This window comes from Sphingomonas panacis, from assembly GCF_001717955.1.
Classification (GTDB): Bacteria; Pseudomonadota; Alphaproteobacteria; order Sphingomonadales; family Sphingomonadaceae; genus Sphingomonas; species Sphingomonas panacis.
Genome location: NZ_CP014168.1, coordinates 1,009,810 through 1,027,289 on the forward strand (window position 1 = coordinate 1,009,810; position 17,480 = coordinate 1,027,289).

13 protein-coding genes are annotated in these 17,480 nt (G+C 65.3%); 8 read left to right on the forward strand and 5 right to left on the reverse strand.

Annotated elements, in window-relative coordinates:
• Positions 1–292 precede the first annotated feature (292 nt).
• From J0A91_RS04555 to pip, 4 genes are all read left to right on the forward strand, one after another.
• The gene (locus J0A91_RS04555) at positions 293–1,843 is read left to right on the forward strand and encodes an alpha-L-fucosidase (protein ID WP_069207033.1); all 1,551 of its coding nucleotides are present in this window, start codon (positions 293–295) and stop codon (positions 1,841–1,843) included.
• Between the two features lie 138 nt (positions 1,844–1,981).
• A complete protein-coding gene (locus J0A91_RS04560) occupies positions 1,982–2,242 on the forward strand; it encodes a DksA/TraR family C4-type zinc finger protein (RefSeq protein ID WP_069203912.1) in 261 nt (86 codons plus the stop codon).
• A 110-nt stretch (positions 2,243–2,352) separates the two neighbouring features.
• Complete coding sequence (gene xth / locus J0A91_RS04565; RefSeq protein WP_069203913.1) at positions 2,353–3,144, forward strand: exodeoxyribonuclease III; 792 nt, start codon at positions 2,353–2,355, stop codon at positions 3,142–3,144.
• A gap of 121 nt (positions 3,145–3,265) precedes the next feature.
• On the forward strand, positions 3,266–4,357 hold the full coding sequence (pip, locus tag J0A91_RS04570; protein ID WP_206364988.1) for a prolyl aminopeptidase: 1,092 nt from the start codon (positions 3,266–3,268) through the stop codon (positions 4,355–4,357).
• A gap of 48 nt (positions 4,358–4,405) precedes the next feature.
• Here pip and J0A91_RS04575 read toward each other — a convergent pair whose 3' ends face one another.
• The 4 genes from J0A91_RS04575 to J0A91_RS04590 are packed head-to-tail and all read right to left on the reverse strand — an operon-like array spanning position 4,406 to position 11,526.
• Positions 4,406–5,725 (reverse strand): MFS transporter, encoded by a 1,320-nt coding sequence (locus J0A91_RS04575; RefSeq protein WP_169833089.1) that lies wholly within the window; start codon positions 5,723–5,725, stop codon positions 4,406–4,408.
• Positions 5,703–7,805, reverse strand: a complete 2,103-nt coding sequence (locus tag J0A91_RS04580) for a glycoside hydrolase domain-containing protein (RefSeq protein ID WP_069203915.1) — start codon at positions 7,803–7,805, stop codon at positions 5,703–5,705. Before J0A91_RS04580 ends, J0A91_RS04575 begins: the two co-directional genes overlap by 23 nt.
• Positions 7,802–9,016: a YdcF family protein gene (locus J0A91_RS04585; protein WP_240502203.1), complete on the reverse strand. Its 1,215-nt coding sequence runs from the start codon at positions 9,014–9,016 to the stop codon at positions 7,802–7,804. Before J0A91_RS04585 ends, J0A91_RS04580 begins: the two co-directional genes overlap by 4 nt.
• Positions 9,013–11,526 carry a TonB-dependent receptor gene (locus J0A91_RS04590; RefSeq protein ID WP_069203917.1) on the reverse strand — a complete coding sequence of 838 codons (2,514 nt, stop codon included), beginning with the start codon at positions 11,524–11,526 and terminating at the stop codon, positions 9,013–9,015. Before J0A91_RS04590 ends, J0A91_RS04585 begins: the two co-directional genes overlap by 4 nt.
• Before the next feature lie 112 nt (positions 11,527–11,638).
• Between J0A91_RS04590 and J0A91_RS04595 the strand changes: the two genes are divergently transcribed.
• The 3 genes from J0A91_RS04595 to asd all read left to right on the forward strand — a co-directional run bounded on the left by J0A91_RS04595 (position 11,639) and on the right by asd (position 15,921).
• Positions 11,639–12,757 carry an ROK family transcriptional regulator gene (locus J0A91_RS04595; protein ID WP_069203918.1) on the forward strand — a complete coding sequence of 373 codons (1,119 nt, stop codon included), beginning with the start codon at positions 11,639–11,641 and terminating at the stop codon, positions 12,755–12,757.
• A 974-nt stretch (positions 12,758–13,731) separates the two neighbouring features.
• Positions 13,732–14,907, forward strand: coding sequence for a diguanylate cyclase domain-containing protein (locus J0A91_RS04600; protein WP_069203919.1), 1,176 nt, complete (start codon positions 13,732–13,734; stop codon positions 14,905–14,907).
• 162 nt (positions 14,908–15,069) lie between these two features.
• Positions 15,070–15,921: an archaetidylserine decarboxylase gene (asd, locus tag J0A91_RS04605; RefSeq protein WP_069203920.1), complete on the forward strand. Its 852-nt coding sequence runs from the start codon at positions 15,070–15,072 to the stop codon at positions 15,919–15,921.
• 54 nt (positions 15,922–15,975) lie between these two features.
• On the opposite strand, the gene J0A91_RS04610 is transcribed toward asd, so the two are convergent.
• Positions 15,976–16,266 (reverse strand): UvrB/UvrC motif-containing protein, encoded by a 291-nt coding sequence (locus J0A91_RS04610; RefSeq protein ID WP_069203921.1) that lies wholly within the window; start codon positions 16,264–16,266, stop codon positions 15,976–15,978.
• Positions 16,267–16,518: 252 nt separating this feature from the next.
• On the opposite strand from J0A91_RS04610, the gene J0A91_RS04615 reads away from it, so the two are divergent.
• Positions 16,519–17,475: a poly(ethylene terephthalate) hydrolase family protein gene (locus J0A91_RS04615; protein ID WP_240502204.1), complete on the forward strand. Its 957-nt coding sequence runs from the start codon at positions 16,519–16,521 to the stop codon at positions 17,473–17,475.
• The last annotated feature ends 5 nt before the right edge of the window (positions 17,476–17,480 follow it).

Here is a 17,480-nt window from a genome sequence, read left to right on the forward strand (position 1 = left end):
TCGCTCGATCGCCGACGGAGCGCAGAATGTTACCAAAGCATCACAACTTGCATACAACAGGATTATATTGCACCAACGATCGGCTACGCCGGCTCCTCGAAGAGCCGCAACGACATTGAGAAAGGGGTTCGATGGGCATGTCTCCGGCACACGCCGCCACCGGCCGCTCGGTCGCCTGTAGCATGCGCGCCCGAGCGGCGGCGATGCTCGACAAACCTATCGGGCGATGCGGTACACGCCCCGCGCGTGCGGTGCGAACCTAAACAAAACATTCTGCCAGCGGGAGCGAATGATGACAGACTTCAGCAAGCGCGAGATCCTCTATGGCCCGCTCCTCGCGCTCGGCGCCGGGGCGGTGGCACGGGTGGCTCCTGCGGCAGCGGCACCGGTGCCCATGCCAGACGGCACGATCGCACGCGGCCCGTTCAACGCGACGCGAGACTCGCTGAAGACCTATCGCACGCCCGACTGGTTCAAGGATGCGAAGTTCGGCATCTGGTCCCATTGGGGGCCGCAGGCGGTGCCGCGCCAGGGCGACTGGTACGCCCGCTTCATGTATGTGCCGGGTCACCCCCATTACGACCACCACCTCAAGACCTACGGCCATCCGTCGGAAAAGGGCTACAAGGACATCATCCCGCTCTGGAAAGCCGAGCGCTGGGAGCCCGAAGCGCTGATGGCGCGCTATGCGAAAGCCGGCGCGAAATATTTCGTGTCGATGGGCGTGCATCACGACAATTTCGATCTGTGGAATTCGAAGCATCACCGCTGGAACGCGGTGGCGATGGGGCCGAAACGCGACGTGGTCGGCACGTGGCAGGCGGCGGCGAAACGGCATGGCTTGCGCTTCGGCGTCTCCGAGCATCTCGGCGCGAGCCATAACTGGTGGTATCCCAACCATCTCTACGACCAGTTCTGGCCCAAGCTCGGCGTGAACTACGACGGCGCCGATCCGGCCTATGCCGATCTGTATCACGCCAACCGCACCGAACCGTTCCTCGACACCAAGGCGAGCTGGTACACCACCGACCCGGCGTATCATCAGCTCTGGCTGAAACGCATCCGCGATCTCGTCGACAGCTATCAGCCCGATCTGCTGTATTCGGACGGCGGCCTGCCGTTCGGCGAGGTCGGCCGCACTTTGGTCGCGCATCTCTACAACAGCAGCATCGCGCGGACCGGCCAGCTCGAGGCGGTCTACAATTGCAAGGACTCGGGCACCGGCGAGTTCTTCAAGGAAGGGATGGTGCAGGATGTCGAGCGCGGGGTGCTCAAGGGCATCAACCCGCTCCCCTGGCAGACCGATACCTCGAACGGCGACTGGTTCTACAGCGACCAGTCCAAATACAAGACGTCGGGCGAAATCCTCACCATGCTTGCCGATATCGTCAGCAAGAACGGCAACATGCTGTTGAACGTCGTCCAGTACGCGGACGGGTCGCTGCCGCCTGAATCGGACGCGCTGCTGAGCGATCTCGCCGCGTGGATGGCGGTCAACGCCGAGGCGATCCACGGCACGCGGCCGTGGGCGCTGTACGGTGAGGGGCCGACCGAGGCGGCGGAGGGCATGTTCAAGGAAAAGGCGGAATATTCCCCGCGCGACATCCGCTTCACGACCAAGGGCGACACCCTCTACGCGATCACGCTCGGCGAACCGACCGGCACGACCGAGATCGCGTCCTTGCGCGCAGGCGCACCCCACGCGCGCGGTCGCGTCGTCGGGGTGGACCTGCTCGGCGCGGGGCCGGTGCGGTTCCGGCAGACCGCGACGGCGCTGTCGATCGACGTGCCCGGCCGCCTGCCGACCCGCCACGCCAGCGTCTTCAAGATCCGCCAAGCCTGACGCCGACGCGGGGCCGCGCGCCGCGCCTGCGGGCGCGTGATGCCGGCCGCCCGCGCCATGCAACGGCGGGCACGGCCTGGCATCGTGGAACCCCGCACCCGCCTCCCGCTTTGTGCTGATGGCACGAGGAGCAGACCGATGGCAGGCGGATGGACGCGCGATGGCGCGGTGCAGGACCAGATCGACGATACCGTCATGGACGCGGTGAACGCGGCGCGCGCACGCATGCCGACCGGCGAGAGCGAAATATATTGCGCCTCCTGCGGGGACGACATTCCCGAAGGCCGGCGCATCGCCATCCCCGGCGTGCGAACCTGCGTCACATGCCAGAGCGGACGTGATCGCCCCGCCGCCGCGCTGTTCAACCGCCGTGGCAGCAAGGACAGCCAGTTGCGCTGACGCTCGCCGCCGCGCGACGGCCCATCACCCACGCAATCAGGAAAGCCGCGCATGCCCGCTCTCGACATCAACGCCGAAACGCGCGACCGGCTGCCGGTCTAGCGATCACCGTGAAAATCGCGACCTATAATGTGAACGGCATCAATGGCCGCCTGCCGGTGCTGCTGCGCTGGCTGGCGGAGCGAGAACCCGATGTCGTGTGCCTTCAGGAACTCAAGGCACCGCAGGAAAAATTCCCGCACGCTGCGATCGAAGCCGCCGGCTATCAGGCGATCTGGCATGGACAGAAAAGCTGGAACGGCGTCGCCATCCTCAGCCGCGCCGGCACGCCCGTCGAGACCCGGCGCGGCCTGCCCGACGATCCCGACGAAGGCCAGAGCCGCTATATCGAGGCTGCGGTGAACGGCGTGCTGATCGCCGGGCTTTACCTGCCCAACGGGAACCCACGCCCGGGGCCGAAGTTCGACTATAAGATGCGCTGGTTCGAGCAGTTGATCCGCCACGCACAGGATCTGATCGACACCGGCATGCCTGTCGTGCTCGCCGGCGACTTCAACGTGATGCCGACCGAACGCGACGTCTACAAGCCGGAGCGCTGGCAGGACGATGCGCTGTTCGCCCCCGAAGTCCGCGCGGCATTCGCCCGGCTGGTGGCGCAGGGCTGGACCGACTCGCTGCGGACGATCCATCCCGACGAGACGATCTACACCTTCTGGGACTATTTTCGGAACGCTTATGGGCGTGACGCCGGGCTCCGCATCGACCATCTGCTGCTCAGCCCCCCGCTTGCCTCACGGCTGCGTGACGCGCGCGTCGATCGCGACGTGCGGGGCTGGGAAAAGAGCAGCGATCACGCACCGGTCTGGATCGATCTCGCACCGGACACGTCGCCGCGTCGCTGATCGCGTGGCCCTACGCGGATGACGATTACGCCTATTGATATCGCACCCGCCGGTCGGGCAAGACTCTACGTGGCGAAGCGTAAGGCTTCCATATGGCACGACTGACAGGACGGGTGCGGACATGATCGATCTTTCGGAACTCCAGAGCGCGAGCACCGTCGGCGGCGCGTGGAAATATCCGCAGCGCGCCGCAAACCGCACCGGGTTCCTCCAGGTCGATCGCCAGCCCGATCATACGCTCTACTGGGAAGAATATGGCAATCCGTCGGGCGAGCCGGTCATGTTCCTGCACGGCGGCCCCGGCGGCGCCTGTGCGCCGGTGATGTCGCGCTTCTTCGATCCGGCGCGCTACCGGGTGATCCTGTTCGACCAGCGCGGTTGCGGCAAGAGCACGCCGACCGTCGCGCAAGTCGGGCCGGGCGTGGCGCTGGTCCGCAACACGACCGATCATCTCGTCGAGGACATCAACGCCCTGCGCGATGCGCTCGGTATCGCCGGGCCGATGCACGTGTTCGGCGGTAGCTGGGGCAGCACCTTGGCGCTCGTCTATGCGATCCGGCATCCGCACAATGTCGCGTCGCTGGTGCTGCGCGGCATCTTCATCGGCGCGCGCCAAGACCTCGAATATATGTACCAGGGCAATGCCGCCACCTTCGCCGACGCGCCGTTCGAGCTCACCGCGCCGGGCAGCTACATCACCTATCCCGACGAGTGGAAGGCGTTCGTCGAGGTCATCCCGACGCGCGACCGATCGGACATGATGGGCTCGTACAAGGCGATCTTCGACGCCACGCCCACCGACGATGCCGATCGCGCCCGCCAGCTTCGCGCCGCGCTGGCATGGTCGGTGTGGGAGGGGACGATCTCGAACATGATCCCCCAGGACGACGACCCCGGCAAGTTCGGCGACGCCGAATTCGCTTTGTCGTTCGCGCAGATCGAGGCGCATTTCTTCGCCAGCCACCTGTTCCTCGAACCCGATTACATCCTCGGCAACGTCGACAGGATCGCGCACCTGCCGATCCACATCGTGCATGGTCGCTTCGATCAGGTCTGTCCGCTCACGCAGGCGTCGCGGCTGGTCGATGCGCTGGCCGGCGCGGGCGCCGCACCGGCGAGCTATGTCAGGACCAACGCGGGCCACAGCGCGATGGAACTCCAGACCGCGCTCGCGCTGACCGCGATCATGGACGGACTCGCGCCGATCGGCTGACCCGGCCCGCCGGTCTGACGACTGGCTGAAATGATCTTTCCAATCGGGTCACGCCCGGAGCTTTGATCCCGACTGACGGGCGAGCTTCAGGCACGCCAGCAACATCAAACAGGCAAGCGCGCCGATCAGCGGGGGCATCCACGCCATCGCCAGCAGATTCTTCTGGGCAAGCGGCCCGATCGGCCGTCCCGCGGCCCAGCCGATCACGGAAAGCCCGTGGCCAAGGAGCGCGCCGCTCAGGCCTCCGCCGATCTTCAGGATCAGCAGCAGCAGCGCGACGGGAAGGCCTTCGCACCGGATTCCGGTTCGCCGCTCGCCATGCTCGACCGCATCGGCAAGCAGCACCCAGATCATCATCTGCAAACCCGCGTTGCCGACGCCGAACAGCGCGATTCCCGCCATCTTGGCGGTCGGCCCGGTCGCGAAGACGGCAAGCCCCGCCGCGACGATGCCCAGCGCCAGGCCTAGCGCGTGGCGCCGCTCGATACGGCGCGCAATCGCCATCCATATCGGGAGCGCGACCAATTGCGCGACGGCCAGTGTCGTCAGCGCGGTTCCCGTCCAGGCCGCGTCACGGAGCACGCCTTTGCCGATATAGGCGAAGGACCGGGCGAAGACGGGGAGCGTCAGCGCCTGCGCGAAGCCCAGCGCGAGCAGCAGGAGCAGCGGGCGATTGGAGACGATCCAGCTCAGCGACGCGCGCGGCGAAGAGATGGCCCGCGCCTGCGCCGATCGCGGCGCGGATGCCGCCGAGATCCACAGCGTGCCGACATAGGACATGGCGGCAAGCCCCGTGACGGTGACGAGGTCATGGTCGGCCCCGCCCGACGAAGCGACGAACGTCCCGGCGAAATGTGCGACCGCCAGCGCGCCGAGGCAACTGAACATGTAACGCAGCCCGGATACCGTCGTGGCGGTGCCGGGCATCTCGGTCAGGCGCATCATCAGCGCATTGTGCGCGACGTCGCATGCCGAATAGGCGGTACGGAACAGCATCACGGTCGCGATCGCCCAGATCACGATGGCGCTCCCGCGCCACCCGGGATCGATGAAGAAGATCGCGAAGAAAATGCCCACGATCGGCGCGCCGATGAACAGCATCCGGCGATACACCGCGTTCCGATCTGATGCACGGTCGAGCAGCGCCCCCAGCAGCGGATCGCAGATGCCGTCCCAGACCAGCCCGATCATCACGACAAGGCCGGCGATCACCGGCGAAACGCCCCATCGTTCGGTGAGGATGAACAGCAGGAAGAAGTCCATCGTCGAGGCAAGCGCGTTCTTGCCAAAATTGCCGCTGGCATAGCCCAGCATCCGCGCCGGATGGAGCGGGGAGCAGGCATCTCTATTGGGGGCGCGTGGCTCCATCGGTCTGCGCCTTAGCGCCGATGTCTTGCAGTTGCGGGACATTTCGCACCGTTCGCGGCGCGGTCGTGATCGTCAGCGTGCCTCCGCGCAGAAGATCGGCATGCGTCAGCCGGAAGCGCGGCAGCGTGCGGCCGTTGAAACGCGCTCGCACGATCGCGCCGTCCTCCGGCCCGGCGCGGCGGATCGTCAGCCGCCGCCCCTTGCCGAGGTCGAGCTGGGTTCGCTCGAACGCCGGTGCCGTCAGCATGTACCATGGTTCGCCGGGCACCAGCGGATACAGGCCGAGAGTCGCGAAGACGTACCACGCCGTCATGCCGCCGGCATCGTCGTCCATCCCGTCGGCGAACCCCTGCGGCGACAGCGCGAAGCTGCGCCCGACGAACGGCACCGGCAGCTTGCCGCTGTTGGTATAGGGATGCGCGATCGGCTTGGTCAGGATCGTGCGGACCAGATCCGACGTGGCTTGGGGTTCTCCGAGCGCGGCGAACATCCACGGCACCTGGATGTCCGGTTCATTGGTCATGTTGAACAGGCCGGCATCGAAGAAATGGTGCAGTTGCTTCAGCAAGCGGTCCCGCCCCACCGTTTCAGCCATCCACGGCAAATCGAAGATCGGTGCCCAGCGATATTGCCACAATGTTCCCTGATACAGGCCCCGCGCCTTGACGACATCGCCGTCCGCGCCGGGCGTCTCGAACACCGATCGCCACATCGCCCGATAGGATTGCGCCTTCGCGGTGAAGGTCCGCGCGACATCGGCGCGACCGAGATCGCGCGCGAGTTCGGCGGTCGCCCAATCGTCGTAGGCGGCCTCGATCTGCTCGTCGGGCGTTCCGCGCTTGAGGCTGGCGCTGTCCGCCACCATGCCGGCAAGCGCTGCGTTCGCATCGACTGCGATACCCTTGCGGTACAGGTCGAGCAGGGCGATTCCGGCATGTTCGGTCCTGACCGTCAGGAACGGCTCGTTGGCGGTCGACCATTGCGGCTTGCCGGCCGCGTAGAGCGCGACCAGCGACCGCGCGATATCGGCGCTGCGCTCGGGCTGGAGGAGCGCGAGCAGCGGCATCTGCGTGCGGTAATTGTCCCAGAGCGACCAGTTGGTGTAATGAGTCTGCCCGGCGCGCGATGTCGCCACCCGGCCGTTGCTATCCCGATATCGACCATCCGGATCATCGATCGCGACCGGGGTTTCCATGACCCGGTACAGCGAGGTGTAGAACAGCGCGCGCCGGTCGCGCGGCCCCGCCGGCACGACGCGTCCGAGGATTCGGTTCCATGCCGCGCGCGTTCCCGCCGCGACGGCGCCGAACGAACGCTCGCCGATTTCGCTGTCGCGGGTCGCGGCCGCACCGTCGCCATCGACGCTCGACAGGCCGGTGCGTATCTCGATCGTGTCGCCCGCGCGCGCCGGTATCCGCAGCGTCGCGAGATCCGCCGCGTCCGCCGACAGGCGCTGGTGGACCGGGCGTCCATTGACGCGAATCCGACTGGCGCTGTGCAGATGGTAAGCGCCAGCGTCGCAGACCGTCCCCGCCACCAGATCGGCGCGAAGATCGTCGCTGGTCAGCGTTGCCCAGCGTGCGGCCAGCCGCTTCGAATAGCTGTGACGGGGGTCGATCCGCAGATCGACAGCGCCTGCGCGCGGCACCGTGAAGCGCAACACGCCGGCGCCGCGCGTCGCCGCCATTTCGGCGAGGATGCCGCCGTCATAGCGGACGCGATAGGTGCCGGGGTGCGCGGCTTCGCTCGGCTTGTCGATCGCGCTCGCGACGGCCCGATCGGCATAGCGCAGCGAGATCATCAGGTCTCCGCCGGCACCGCCGCAGCCCACACCCACGCCGCGCGTATGCGAGAAGCCGAGCAGCGTCGTCGCGGCATGGTCATAGCCCGCGTGGTTGGCCGGGCTGGTATCGGGGCCGAGTTGCACCATGCCGAACGGCGCGACGGCGGCTGGGGAAAGCTGGCCGAAATCGGCGAGCGTGCCGACGAAGGGATCGACCAGATCCGCCGGCGTCTCGCGCGCGGCGGCGGGGTTCGCCACCGCGAGCAATCCACAGCCAAGGAGCCATTTCGCGTTCATGGGTCGAGCGGGTCTCGCGGGTCTTGCCGCAGCGACAGGCGCGACGGGCGGAATTCGAGATCGTAAACCGACAGGCGACGCCCGATCGTCCCCGGCAGATAGCCGAGTTCGGCGCGGTTGCGGTCGGCGAAGACCGGGCTTTCGATATACGCGCTCTGCTCGGCATCGGTGACGATCAGCGCTGGCCGGTCGATCGGGATGCCGAGCGCGACCATCCGCCGCGTCGCATTGCGCAAATTGGTCGTCGTGTGCCGCGCATAGGGTTCCAGGATGATGCGATCGGCCGGTATGCCGTAGCGCGCGATCAGCGCTTGGCGCATTTCGACAGCCTCGATGAACCGCGTCCCGCGCGGATGCACCGCGCTGCCCGAGACGAGGATGAACGGCGCGAGGCCCTCGCGATAACGCTGCGCCGCGAGCAGGAGGTGGAGCTTACCGCGCGGACTGAGCATCGTCGCGCTGTCCTCCGGCCCGACACCCGGCACGATCAGCAGCGCATAGCGGTACGCGGACCAATCGATATGCGCCGCAGCGGCGCGCGCGCCGGCGTTCTCGCGTTGGTCGAGCGGCTCGAACCGCATCGCCGCCGTAGCGTCATTCGCGTCCAGCAGCGCGAGCGCCAGCCGCATCCCCGCCGCAAGCGTTTCCGGCGGCGCGTCCGATGCCGCACGGGCGGTATCGATCGCGACCTTGACGCTGTCGGCGAAGAACAGCGTGCCGTTCGCGAAGATCGGCCCGTCGATCGCGGCATAGCGCCCCGGCGATCCTAGCCCATAGACACGCAGGATGACATTCAGTCCGGCCAGTTCCCGGTCGATCGCGGCCGCAAGGCCGAGATCCGCGCTCGGCGCCGGCGCGGGCAAGCGCCCGCCGTGCGCCAGCCGATCCAGCGCCTGCTCAAGCGTCGCGCGCTCCTGATCGGTCCAGAGCATCGCCTCGACCAGACACGCCGGTGTCGCACCGCAGGCGGCGATCCGCGCCGCGCGTGCCTGCCGTAGCGCCTTGACGTCACGGTCCGAGTCGAGCGCGTGCGTCCAGGCAGCCGAACGAGTCATCGCGCCGAGCATCGGGAACAGCCGCGCCGACACACCATCGACGACCGTGTCGGTCACCATCGCGGTCGCCGGCGAGTCCGCCGCCACGGACGGGGCGGCGGCAATGATCAGCGACATCCCCGCCACGCCCGCCAGCACCGTGCGCGCCCGCCTCACCAGGACTTGCTGAGTACGAACCGGAAATTACGGCCGAAGATCGGACGGCCATAGATCGCGTCGGCAGTACCCTGACCGCTCAACTGGTCGGTACGCGTGTTGCCTTCGGTCAGCCCGTGCGCGTTGAAGATGTTGTCGCCGACGACCTGCATCTGCCAGGTGCCGTGCGTCAGCGTGACCCCGGCGCCGACGGTCTGATAGGCGGGAAGCGCCGTGTTGTTGAAGAAGTCGACATAGCGCTTGCCGACATATTCGTAGCGCCCGTAAATCTGGACGTCGTTGCCGCCCAGATCGAAATCGACCGACGGGCGGATGTTGCCATAGACCTTGGGCTCGCGAACGATCTGGTTGCCCTCGACGTTACCGGGGCTGGCACCGTTGGCGTTGGTCAGGCTCTTGTACTTCGGATCGCTGATCGTCAGCGCGCCGGTGACGGCGAAGCCATACGGCAGGGCGAGATTGCCATCGATCTCGACACCCTTGATGTCCGCCTTGCCGACGAACGGAACCGACTGGTCATTGCGGCCGGTCACCGGGTCGAGCGCCACGAACGAGGCGTTGAGCGGATTGTAACGGGTGTAGAAGCCGATCAGGTACAGATAGGACCGGCCGAACGCGGCCTTCAACCCGACCTCATACTGGTTCGCCTTAGACGTCAGGATCGTCGGATTGATCTGATAGGTGACCTGGGTCGATGGCGGCGTCTCGAGGTGCGAGGCGCGCGCATAGGCGCCGAGATGACGCGTGACATCGTAGTTGATTCCGGCGGTCCAGTTGGTGATGTCGGGCTTGAGCTTCGACGAGATGACCTGCCCGGTGAACGCGCGCACGCTGTTGTCGGCGAGCGTCGTGCGATCGCCGAGATCGGCAGACGCCGTCGCGAAGGCATAGCCGCTGAAGCTGTAGCGTTCGTGGCGGATGCCGCCGTCGAGCGTCAGCCCGTTCAGTATTTCCCAGGTGTCGTTCGCATAAAGTGCATACATCGACGCGTTGGTGTTGCCGCGGTTGAGCGTGGTCGTGTAGCGGAGCACGCCATTGTCGGTGACCGAGCCGAGCGCCTGGCCGGCCGCGTTATAGGCGATCAGGTCGAGCGTGCGCGGCTTGCCCCGGACCTCGAGCAGATAGTCCTGATAGGCGACCTCGTTGGTTTCGCCGTACAGGCTGCCATAGACGCCGACACGCAGGTCGTGCGTACCAAAGCCGGTGGTGATCGACCGCGTGACGCTCAAATCGCCCTGCGTCGAATAGAATTTGGATATGACGTCGCGGAACTGGCCGGGCACGACCAGACCCGAAGTCGCGTTGGGATCGTAGACCTCAGCCCCCTTGGTGCCCGCGATCGCATAGCCGAGCCGGCTGACGCCGGCGCCGAACGCGGTGCGCGCGGCCGTCAGGTAGCTGCCGGCGAACGCATTGGCATCCGACGGGTTGGTGGTCGAATACAGCGCGTCGAAATGCAGCTTGCCGACGCTCACGCCGCCCTTGGCCGCGATCTTCCAGCCGTCGAGATCGGTGTCATACTGCACGCCGAGATTGCCGAATTCGGTATGACGGCCATTGCCGAGATCGGCGCCGACGGAGCGCGTCGTGCCATCCGCCTGCCGGTAACGGATCGTCGCGTCGCGCAGCGCGGGCGAGTTCATCGTGCCGCTGAAATAGTCGATATATTGGTTGAGCGATTTGCTGGGATTGCGCGGATCGGCGGTCGGGATCGGCAGATAGAAGACGTTGTGGTCGTTGAGGTAGTTGAGCGACACGCGCAGCGAGCCGGTCGCGAAGTCGTGCTTGATGTTTGCGCGGATCTGGCCGCCGCGATCATTGGGGAAGCCGTTATCGCGATAGCCGTCGTGGTGGCGGATGAATCCGCCGATCGCATAATAGGTCGAATCGTCGATCGGCCCGGCCTGATAGGCATCGAGCCGGTAGAGGCCGGTGTCGCCGAGCGTGACCTGCGCCTTACCGCGCGTGGTGGCGGTGCCCGACACGGTGATGTTGTTGACGATCGCCGCCGCGTAGCTGGCATATACCGGCGCCGGGCCGCCGCGCACGACCTCGACGCGCTGGGTCATCAGGTCGAACCGGTTGAGATCGTCGCCACGGAAGAAATTGCCGTCATTTTCGTGAAACAGCGGCAATCCGTCCTGCTGAAAGGTGACGAGCCCGCCGTCGCTGGGCAGGCCGCGCAGGCGGAAGATGTTCTGAACCTCGCCGCCGGTGTTTTCCACCGCGAAGCCGGGCAGCTTGCCGAGCAGGTCGGCGAAGTTGACCGGCGCAAGCTTCTGGATGTCCGCATTGCTGAGCGAGTTGACCGCGTAGGAAACGTCGAAGCGGCGTTGCTGGCGGGCCGATCCGGTGACGATGATGTCCGCGCCGGTTTCGGTCGCACCGGGCGCTTGGGCGCTGTCCGCTTCGGCGGGTGCCGCCGGCGCGGTCTGGGCCGATGCGGGCGTATAAGCCGCGATGCACAGCGCCGCGAACGCGCAACCCGTGCGCAAGCCATATTTCGTCATAGATCGTCCCACCCTGTTCTTATGCGGTGCGGCTGGACGTCAAATGTGACAATTTTAATTAATTTCACGAAATAAACTAAATAGCCTAGGGAATGTGTCTGGGAGGGGCGGCATGGCATTTTCAAGATTCCGGCTCGACGAGGACGAACGGCGGATCATGCACGTTCTCCGCTCCCACGGGTCGCGCTCACGCAAAGACCTTGCGGCGACACTCGACATGAGTGCGTCCAAGCTCACCCGCCTCTCCGGCACCTTGCTCGCGCACGGCCTGATCGCGGAATGCCCCGGCGCCGACTCGGTTGCCCCTGGCCGCCCCGCCGTGCCGTTGTGCATCTCACCCGCCGCCGGCTACGCCGTCGGCGCGGTGGTGCATCGCGGGCTGATCGAGGTCGCGCTGGTCGATTACGCGGGCGGTGTCATCGCGCATCGTTCGCAGCCGTTCGACGATCCCGATCCCAACGCGTTCGCGGCGCGGGTGACGGAAACGATGCACGACCTGGCGATCGCGCACCGACTGCTGGGCCGGCGGCTGCTGGGCGTGGGGATTGGCGTGCCGGGGGCGGCACTGTCACCCGATGGCGCGCGGCGCTGGACCGTCGAGAGCCTGGCGGCGTGGCGCGGGGTCGATCTGAAGGCGCTGTTCGAGGAGCGGATCGGCCACGACGTCTGGATCGAGAACGATGCCAATGCGGCGGCGCTGGCCGAATATTATGTCGGCGGGCTGATGCGCCGCTGCTCGACCGCGGTGGTGATCCTGCTGGGGCACGGCATCGGTGCCGGCATCATCGTCGATGGCCGCATCCTGCGCGGCGCGACCGCCAGCGCCGGCGAGATCGGCTGCCTGTATCCGGTCGACGCGCCACGGCCATCCACGCTCGATCTTCTCTCAACGCTCCGCAGCGCGGGGTGCGCGATCGATTCGGTGCTGGATTTCGATGCCGTCACGCTCGGCTATGAAGACGTCGTCGCCGACTGGGTCGATCGCGCCGCACGCCAGATCGCACCGATCATCAACTGGGGCCTCGCCTGGATCGATCCCGGCGAATTCGTCATTTCCAGCCCCCTGCCCAATCGCCTCCTGACCGCTCTGGTCGAGCGAATCGACTATGGCACGATGCGGATCGGCGACCATGTCGGCACGACGCCGCGTATCTCGGTATCAACTCTGGAAGGCACGGCGGCAACGCTCGGCGCGGCGCTGCTGCCGATCCATGCGACGACGATCGGGTGAGCGGCGCGGGCGCGGGATTCGTCACAGCGTCAGCGCGCAATCCTGCTTCCAGCTCTGGAGCCGACTATTCGATTTGCGGGATCAAACGCTTGTCGGGGACTGGCAGACAGGCCGTTTCAGCCTAGTTGCGCGTTGATCTTCGCTCAAACAGCACCGCGTCATTCTCCAGAGCCTGTTCATTCCGGCGCGCCCGCCAGGCACGACGCGAGGCGGCTTCGCGATGGCGAGCCCAAATGGCGTATGTACCGCAAAGCATTGCCAAAGCGGCAACAGCTACTCCAGCCAAGATCATCGAAATTGCCCCCAGATAAATTTCACGTGCGCTTCAGTATTCTTCGTCGCGTTCTCAAAACTTACAAATGCCGTCAGACCCGGTTCGATTTTGAAATCGAGCCGGATGTTCTCTTGTGCTCTTCAACGGTTTCGTTGCTCGCAACGCTGGGAGGACCCGACCTAGCCAAGCCCCTCCGGCCTCAGCTTCGATCAAAACGGCAGCGTGTCGGTCGAAAGATCCTTTGAGGATCGCGCTGCGATGAGATGCTAGGAATACAACGCGTCACTCCGCCCCCTGACTCAGTGCCGCAGTGTCATGTCGTGACAGATTGATATTGTATGTGGCCCAACCCGGCCACAGTGGTGAAATTGCTTCCAGACCAGGTGGCAGCGGTGTGTGCGAACCGTGGGGTGGGGCCGACAACGGGCATGCCGGGCATGGTGCCTGCGGCTGGGATGTACTCGCCTCGCCGACACGAAACGCGTCGCGCGCTGGCATGTGAACAGCAGCATCCGCCTCAGCTCAGAGCGACGTCACCGCTGGGGCGCAGTCAGGTGCGTCGCAATCCCGTAAAAATATATGGCGGAATCCCCCCGATTCCCCTTACGGCCACTATTGGCGCGTAAAGGACGTATCTTACCCCGCCCGAGTTCCACGGGGCCCCATGGTCTTATAGACGACACGGATAAATCAGGACGGCATGCAGTCACGTATAAAGAGCACCGATCTCGAGCGTGATACCGCCGCCGATTTTTATGGTGATGTGTCAGCCTTGCCCGGGATGGGGGCATGGGCGTGTGACCTCCGAACCGAAACCCTGTCATGGTCTCCGTCCGTTTTCGACATGTTCGGATTGCCGTCGAACAAGCCCGTCGAACGACACGAAACAATTACCATGTATGCCGAATCGTCCCGGCTGCTGCTGGAGCGTTTACGCTCGGCAGCGATCGCCAGCGGCGGGACGTTTTCGCTGGAAGCGCAGATCATTCGGTCCGACGCCGAAGAGCGATGGATTCGCATCAAGGCTGCGACCAGGGTACGCGACGGCCATGCCCTGTCTCTCTACGGATTGAAGGAGGATATCACCGCCGAGCGGAAGCGTTGGGAAGAGCAACGTCAATTAAGCAAATATGATGCGCTGACGGGTCTCGCAAACCGCGCGCAATACCACGCACATTTCCTGGATGGCGCCCAAGGCGCGGAAGGATCGGCGCCGGTGGGGGCGCTGGCGCTGCTCCGTCTGGACAATCTCAGAGAGATCAACAGCCGTTGGGGAATGGCTGCCGGCGATGCCTGCCTGGTGGCGTTCGCCCGACGCATACGGACCGCATATCCGGTGGGCGCCTTTGCGGCGCGCCTGGGGGGCCGGAAATTCGCTGTTCTTCTCAATCATGACCGCCTGGTTCGCATGTCTCCCGCCGCCGCCGTGCCGCCCGATCTGGCAGACGCGGTTCTATGGCGGGGTTCGGCTATTCCCCTGCACGTTTCGGTCGGAATGGCCTTCCTTTCCCGACACAGGAAGTTTGAACCCGAAGTCCTGCACGCCCGCGCAGTTTCGGCAATGGAAATGGCTAGACGGAAGCCTGGCGACACACTTCGCGCCGAGGTCCTGCCGCTCGATGCGAAATATCTTCGAGAAACCGATTATTCCGATGTGACGCAGAACCTTGCGAGGCTCGGGCATCCCCCACTGTCCCCCCGCGAGATAGAGGCCCTCAGGCTGATCGCGCGTGGGTGCACCAGCGCCCAGATCGCGCAAGCCATGACGGTATCCGAGCATACCGTGCGAAATTTCATCAGGCGCATCTATCTGAAGATGGGCGTCGCGACCCGGGCTGAGGCTGTGCGTCTGGGGCTTCTGCAAGGTTTGCTCTAACTTTCGGAACGGAAAAGATGCCGCCATCGACGAACACGCCGCCACGCTATGGCGGCTTCCTCAAAACCGCATCACCATGCCTGCCTTTGGGACGCGGCATTCGGAAAGATCGACCTGGCGACTCATGACGCTACAAGGGCCTGCCCATGTTTTGAGGTCTTGATGTCCGATCGCCTGAAGATCTTGCTCCAGCACGTGCTGCCCAAGCAGCGCCTGACCACCTTCGCCGGCCGCATCGCCGGGGCGCGGGGAGGGGTGATGACGACCCGGCTTATCCACTGGTTCGTCGGCAGATATGCCGTCGATATGCGCGAAGCCGCGGATGCCGACATCAGCAGCTACAAGACGTTCAACGATTTCTTCACCCGCCCGCTCAAGCCCGGCGTGCGCCCGATCGCGACTGCGGACTTCGTGTGTCCGGTCGATGGCGCGATCAGCCAGTTCGGCTCGATCGACGACCATCACATCCTGCAGGCCAAGGGGCATCGCTTTACCACGACGGCGCTGGTCGGCGGCGACAGCGCACTCGCCGCTCAGTTCCGCCACGGCAGCTTCGCCAACCTGTACCTGTCCCCAAGCGATTACCACCGCCTGCACATGCCCTGCGACGGCACGCTCATGCGCATGATCTACGTGCCGGGAAAGCTGTTCTCGGTGAATCCCACCACTGCGCGCGGCGTGCCGAACCTGTTCGCGCGCAACGAACGGGTGGTATGCGTCTTCGCATCGCCGGAACACGGTCCTTTCGTGATGGTGCTGGTCGGCGCGACCATCGTGGGAAGCATGGCAACCGTCTGGCACGGCGTCGTCAATCCCAAGCGAACAAACACGGTGTCCGAATGGACGTATGACGATCAGAACATCGTCTTGAAGAAGGGCGAGGAAATGGGCCGTTTCCTTCTCGGTTCGACGATCGTGATGCTGTTCCGGCAACGCACCATCACGTTCAACCAAGATTGGGCGCCGGAACGGCCAGTGCGCCTCGGCGAGCTGATGGGCAATCGCGCGGACTGAGGGATGCTGCCGCCGCACGCGCGGGGGAGCAACGCGAGCAGTGTCGTGAATCCCTCACGCTCCGCGACGGCGCCCGCGCGATGTCCGGCCCGATGTCATGGGATCGGGCTTGGGCGGCGGCTGCCAGCCTGGCGGGGGTGCCACGCGCTGCTGGCTGGTGCCAAGGCCCATCGCCCCCGGTTGCTGGCGCAGCAATCCTGCGGAATCGGCGTGTTCGGCTTCGCTCGCAGTGGCGCCGCCGCGCATCAGGCTAATCCTGTCGCGGCACCGCTTGGCCTCTTCAAAGTCCAACGCCAGCGCAGCAGCGTCCATCTTCTGCTGAAGGCTTTCGATCGTATCCGTCATTCCCGCTGAACGCACGACCATCACGTTGGGCCGCAAAAACAGTCTCGCGCCTGAACGCGCGTATCGGCCGAATCTCTTCCGTTTCGCGGGGACGACATCGTCTCGTTCGTCGGCCATGAAACCAGCGAGGCACTGTTGCGTCGTTCTGGTCCGCGCGTGCCGCAGGACATGAACCCCGGAAACTCACGCAAGGCTTGCAGATAGTAGTATTTTACAACAATATCACCGGCAAATTACAGGAGAGGGAACACGATGAGAACAGCGATGATCGCCGCCGCCTTAGCGCTTGGCGCGAGCGGTGTTGCGTGGGGACAGGCCGCACCTGCCGCCGATGCGATGCGTGCCGCACAGCGCGCCTACGACGCCAAGCCAGATACACGCGGCACCGGACCTTACCCCGCAGCCAAGCTGACCGATCCGGGCTTGCCCGATCATGTCCTGTATCGCCCGTCCGATCTGGCAGCGATGGGCGCGCGCAAGCTGGGTGTGGTGGTGTGGGGCAACGGTGCCTGCAGCGACGATGGCGCGAGCGCACGGCTTCATCTCGCGGAGATCGCCTCGCACGGCTATCTCGTGATCGCGCCGGGCACCATCAAGTCCGGCCCCGGCGCGCCCCCGCCGAGCGAGGTCGAGGCGCCGCCGCCGCCCGGCCAACTCGGCGTGAAGACGAGTTCTGCGCAGGTTTCCGCCGGGCTCGACTGGGCGCTGGCGGAGAATGCACGCAAGGGTAGCCCCCTGTACGGGCGCATCGACCCTAAGATGCTGGCCGTATCGGGGCATAGTTGCGGTGGGTTGCAGGCGCTTCAGATCGCCGTCGATCCGCGCATCCGCGCCGTCATCATCCACAACAGCGGCGTGTTCAAGGATAATGCCAATCCGATTCGCGGCATGACCATCGCCAAATCGGAATTGAAAAAGCTGCACACTCCGGTGTTGTACATCATGGGCGGACCCACCGACATCGCCTGGCCGAACGGCAACGACGATTTCGACAAGATCGACACCGTGCCGGTGGCGATCGCCAGCTTGGATGTCGGCCACGGCGGCACCTTCCAGGACGATAATGGCGGCCGGGTCACCCAGGTCGATGTGGCGTGGCTGGCGTGGCAGCTTCGTCACGATGCCGCCGCCGCGCGCTGGTTCAAGGGCAGCGATTGTCGGCTATGCACCGACAGCCAGTGGACGTTGCGCAAGAAACGGATCGACTGAGCCGC

Bases quoted from the DNA above. Each gene is read 5' to 3' on its own strand.
- J0A91_RS04555 (WP_069207033.1), top strand. From the start codon at position 293: ATGACAGACTTCAGCAAGCGCGAGATCCTCTATGGCCCGCTCCTCGCG.
- J0A91_RS04560 (WP_069203912.1), top strand. From the start codon at position 1,982: ATGGCAGGCGGATGGACGCGCGATGGCGCGGTGCAGGACCAGATCGAC.
- pip (WP_206364988.1), top strand. From the start codon at position 3,266: ATGATCGATCTTTCGGAACTCCAGAGCGCGAGCACCGTCGGCGGCGCG.
- J0A91_RS04575 (WP_169833089.1), bottom strand. From the start codon at position 5,725: ATGGAGCCACGCGCCCCCAATAGAGATGCCTGCTCCCCGCTCCATCCG.
- J0A91_RS04580 (WP_069203915.1), bottom strand. From the start codon at position 7,805: ATGAACGCGAAATGGCTCCTTGGCTGTGGATTGCTCGCGGTGGCGAAC.
- J0A91_RS04590 (WP_069203917.1), bottom strand. From the start codon at position 11,526: ATGACGAAATATGGCTTGCGCACGGGTTGCGCGTTCGCGGCGCTGTGC.
- J0A91_RS04595 (WP_069203918.1), top strand. From the start codon at position 11,639: ATGGCATTTTCAAGATTCCGGCTCGACGAGGACGAACGGCGGATCATG.
- J0A91_RS04600 (WP_069203919.1), top strand. From the start codon at position 13,732: ATGCAGTCACGTATAAAGAGCACCGATCTCGAGCGTGATACCGCCGCC.
- asd (WP_069203920.1), top strand. From the start codon at position 15,070: ATGTCCGATCGCCTGAAGATCTTGCTCCAGCACGTGCTGCCCAAGCAG.
- J0A91_RS04610 (WP_069203921.1), bottom strand. From the start codon at position 16,266: ATGACGGATACGATCGAAAGCCTTCAGCAGAAGATGGACGCTGCTGCG.
- J0A91_RS04615 (WP_240502204.1), top strand. From the start codon at position 16,519: ATGAGAACAGCGATGATCGCCGCCGCCTTAGCGCTTGGCGCGAGCGGT.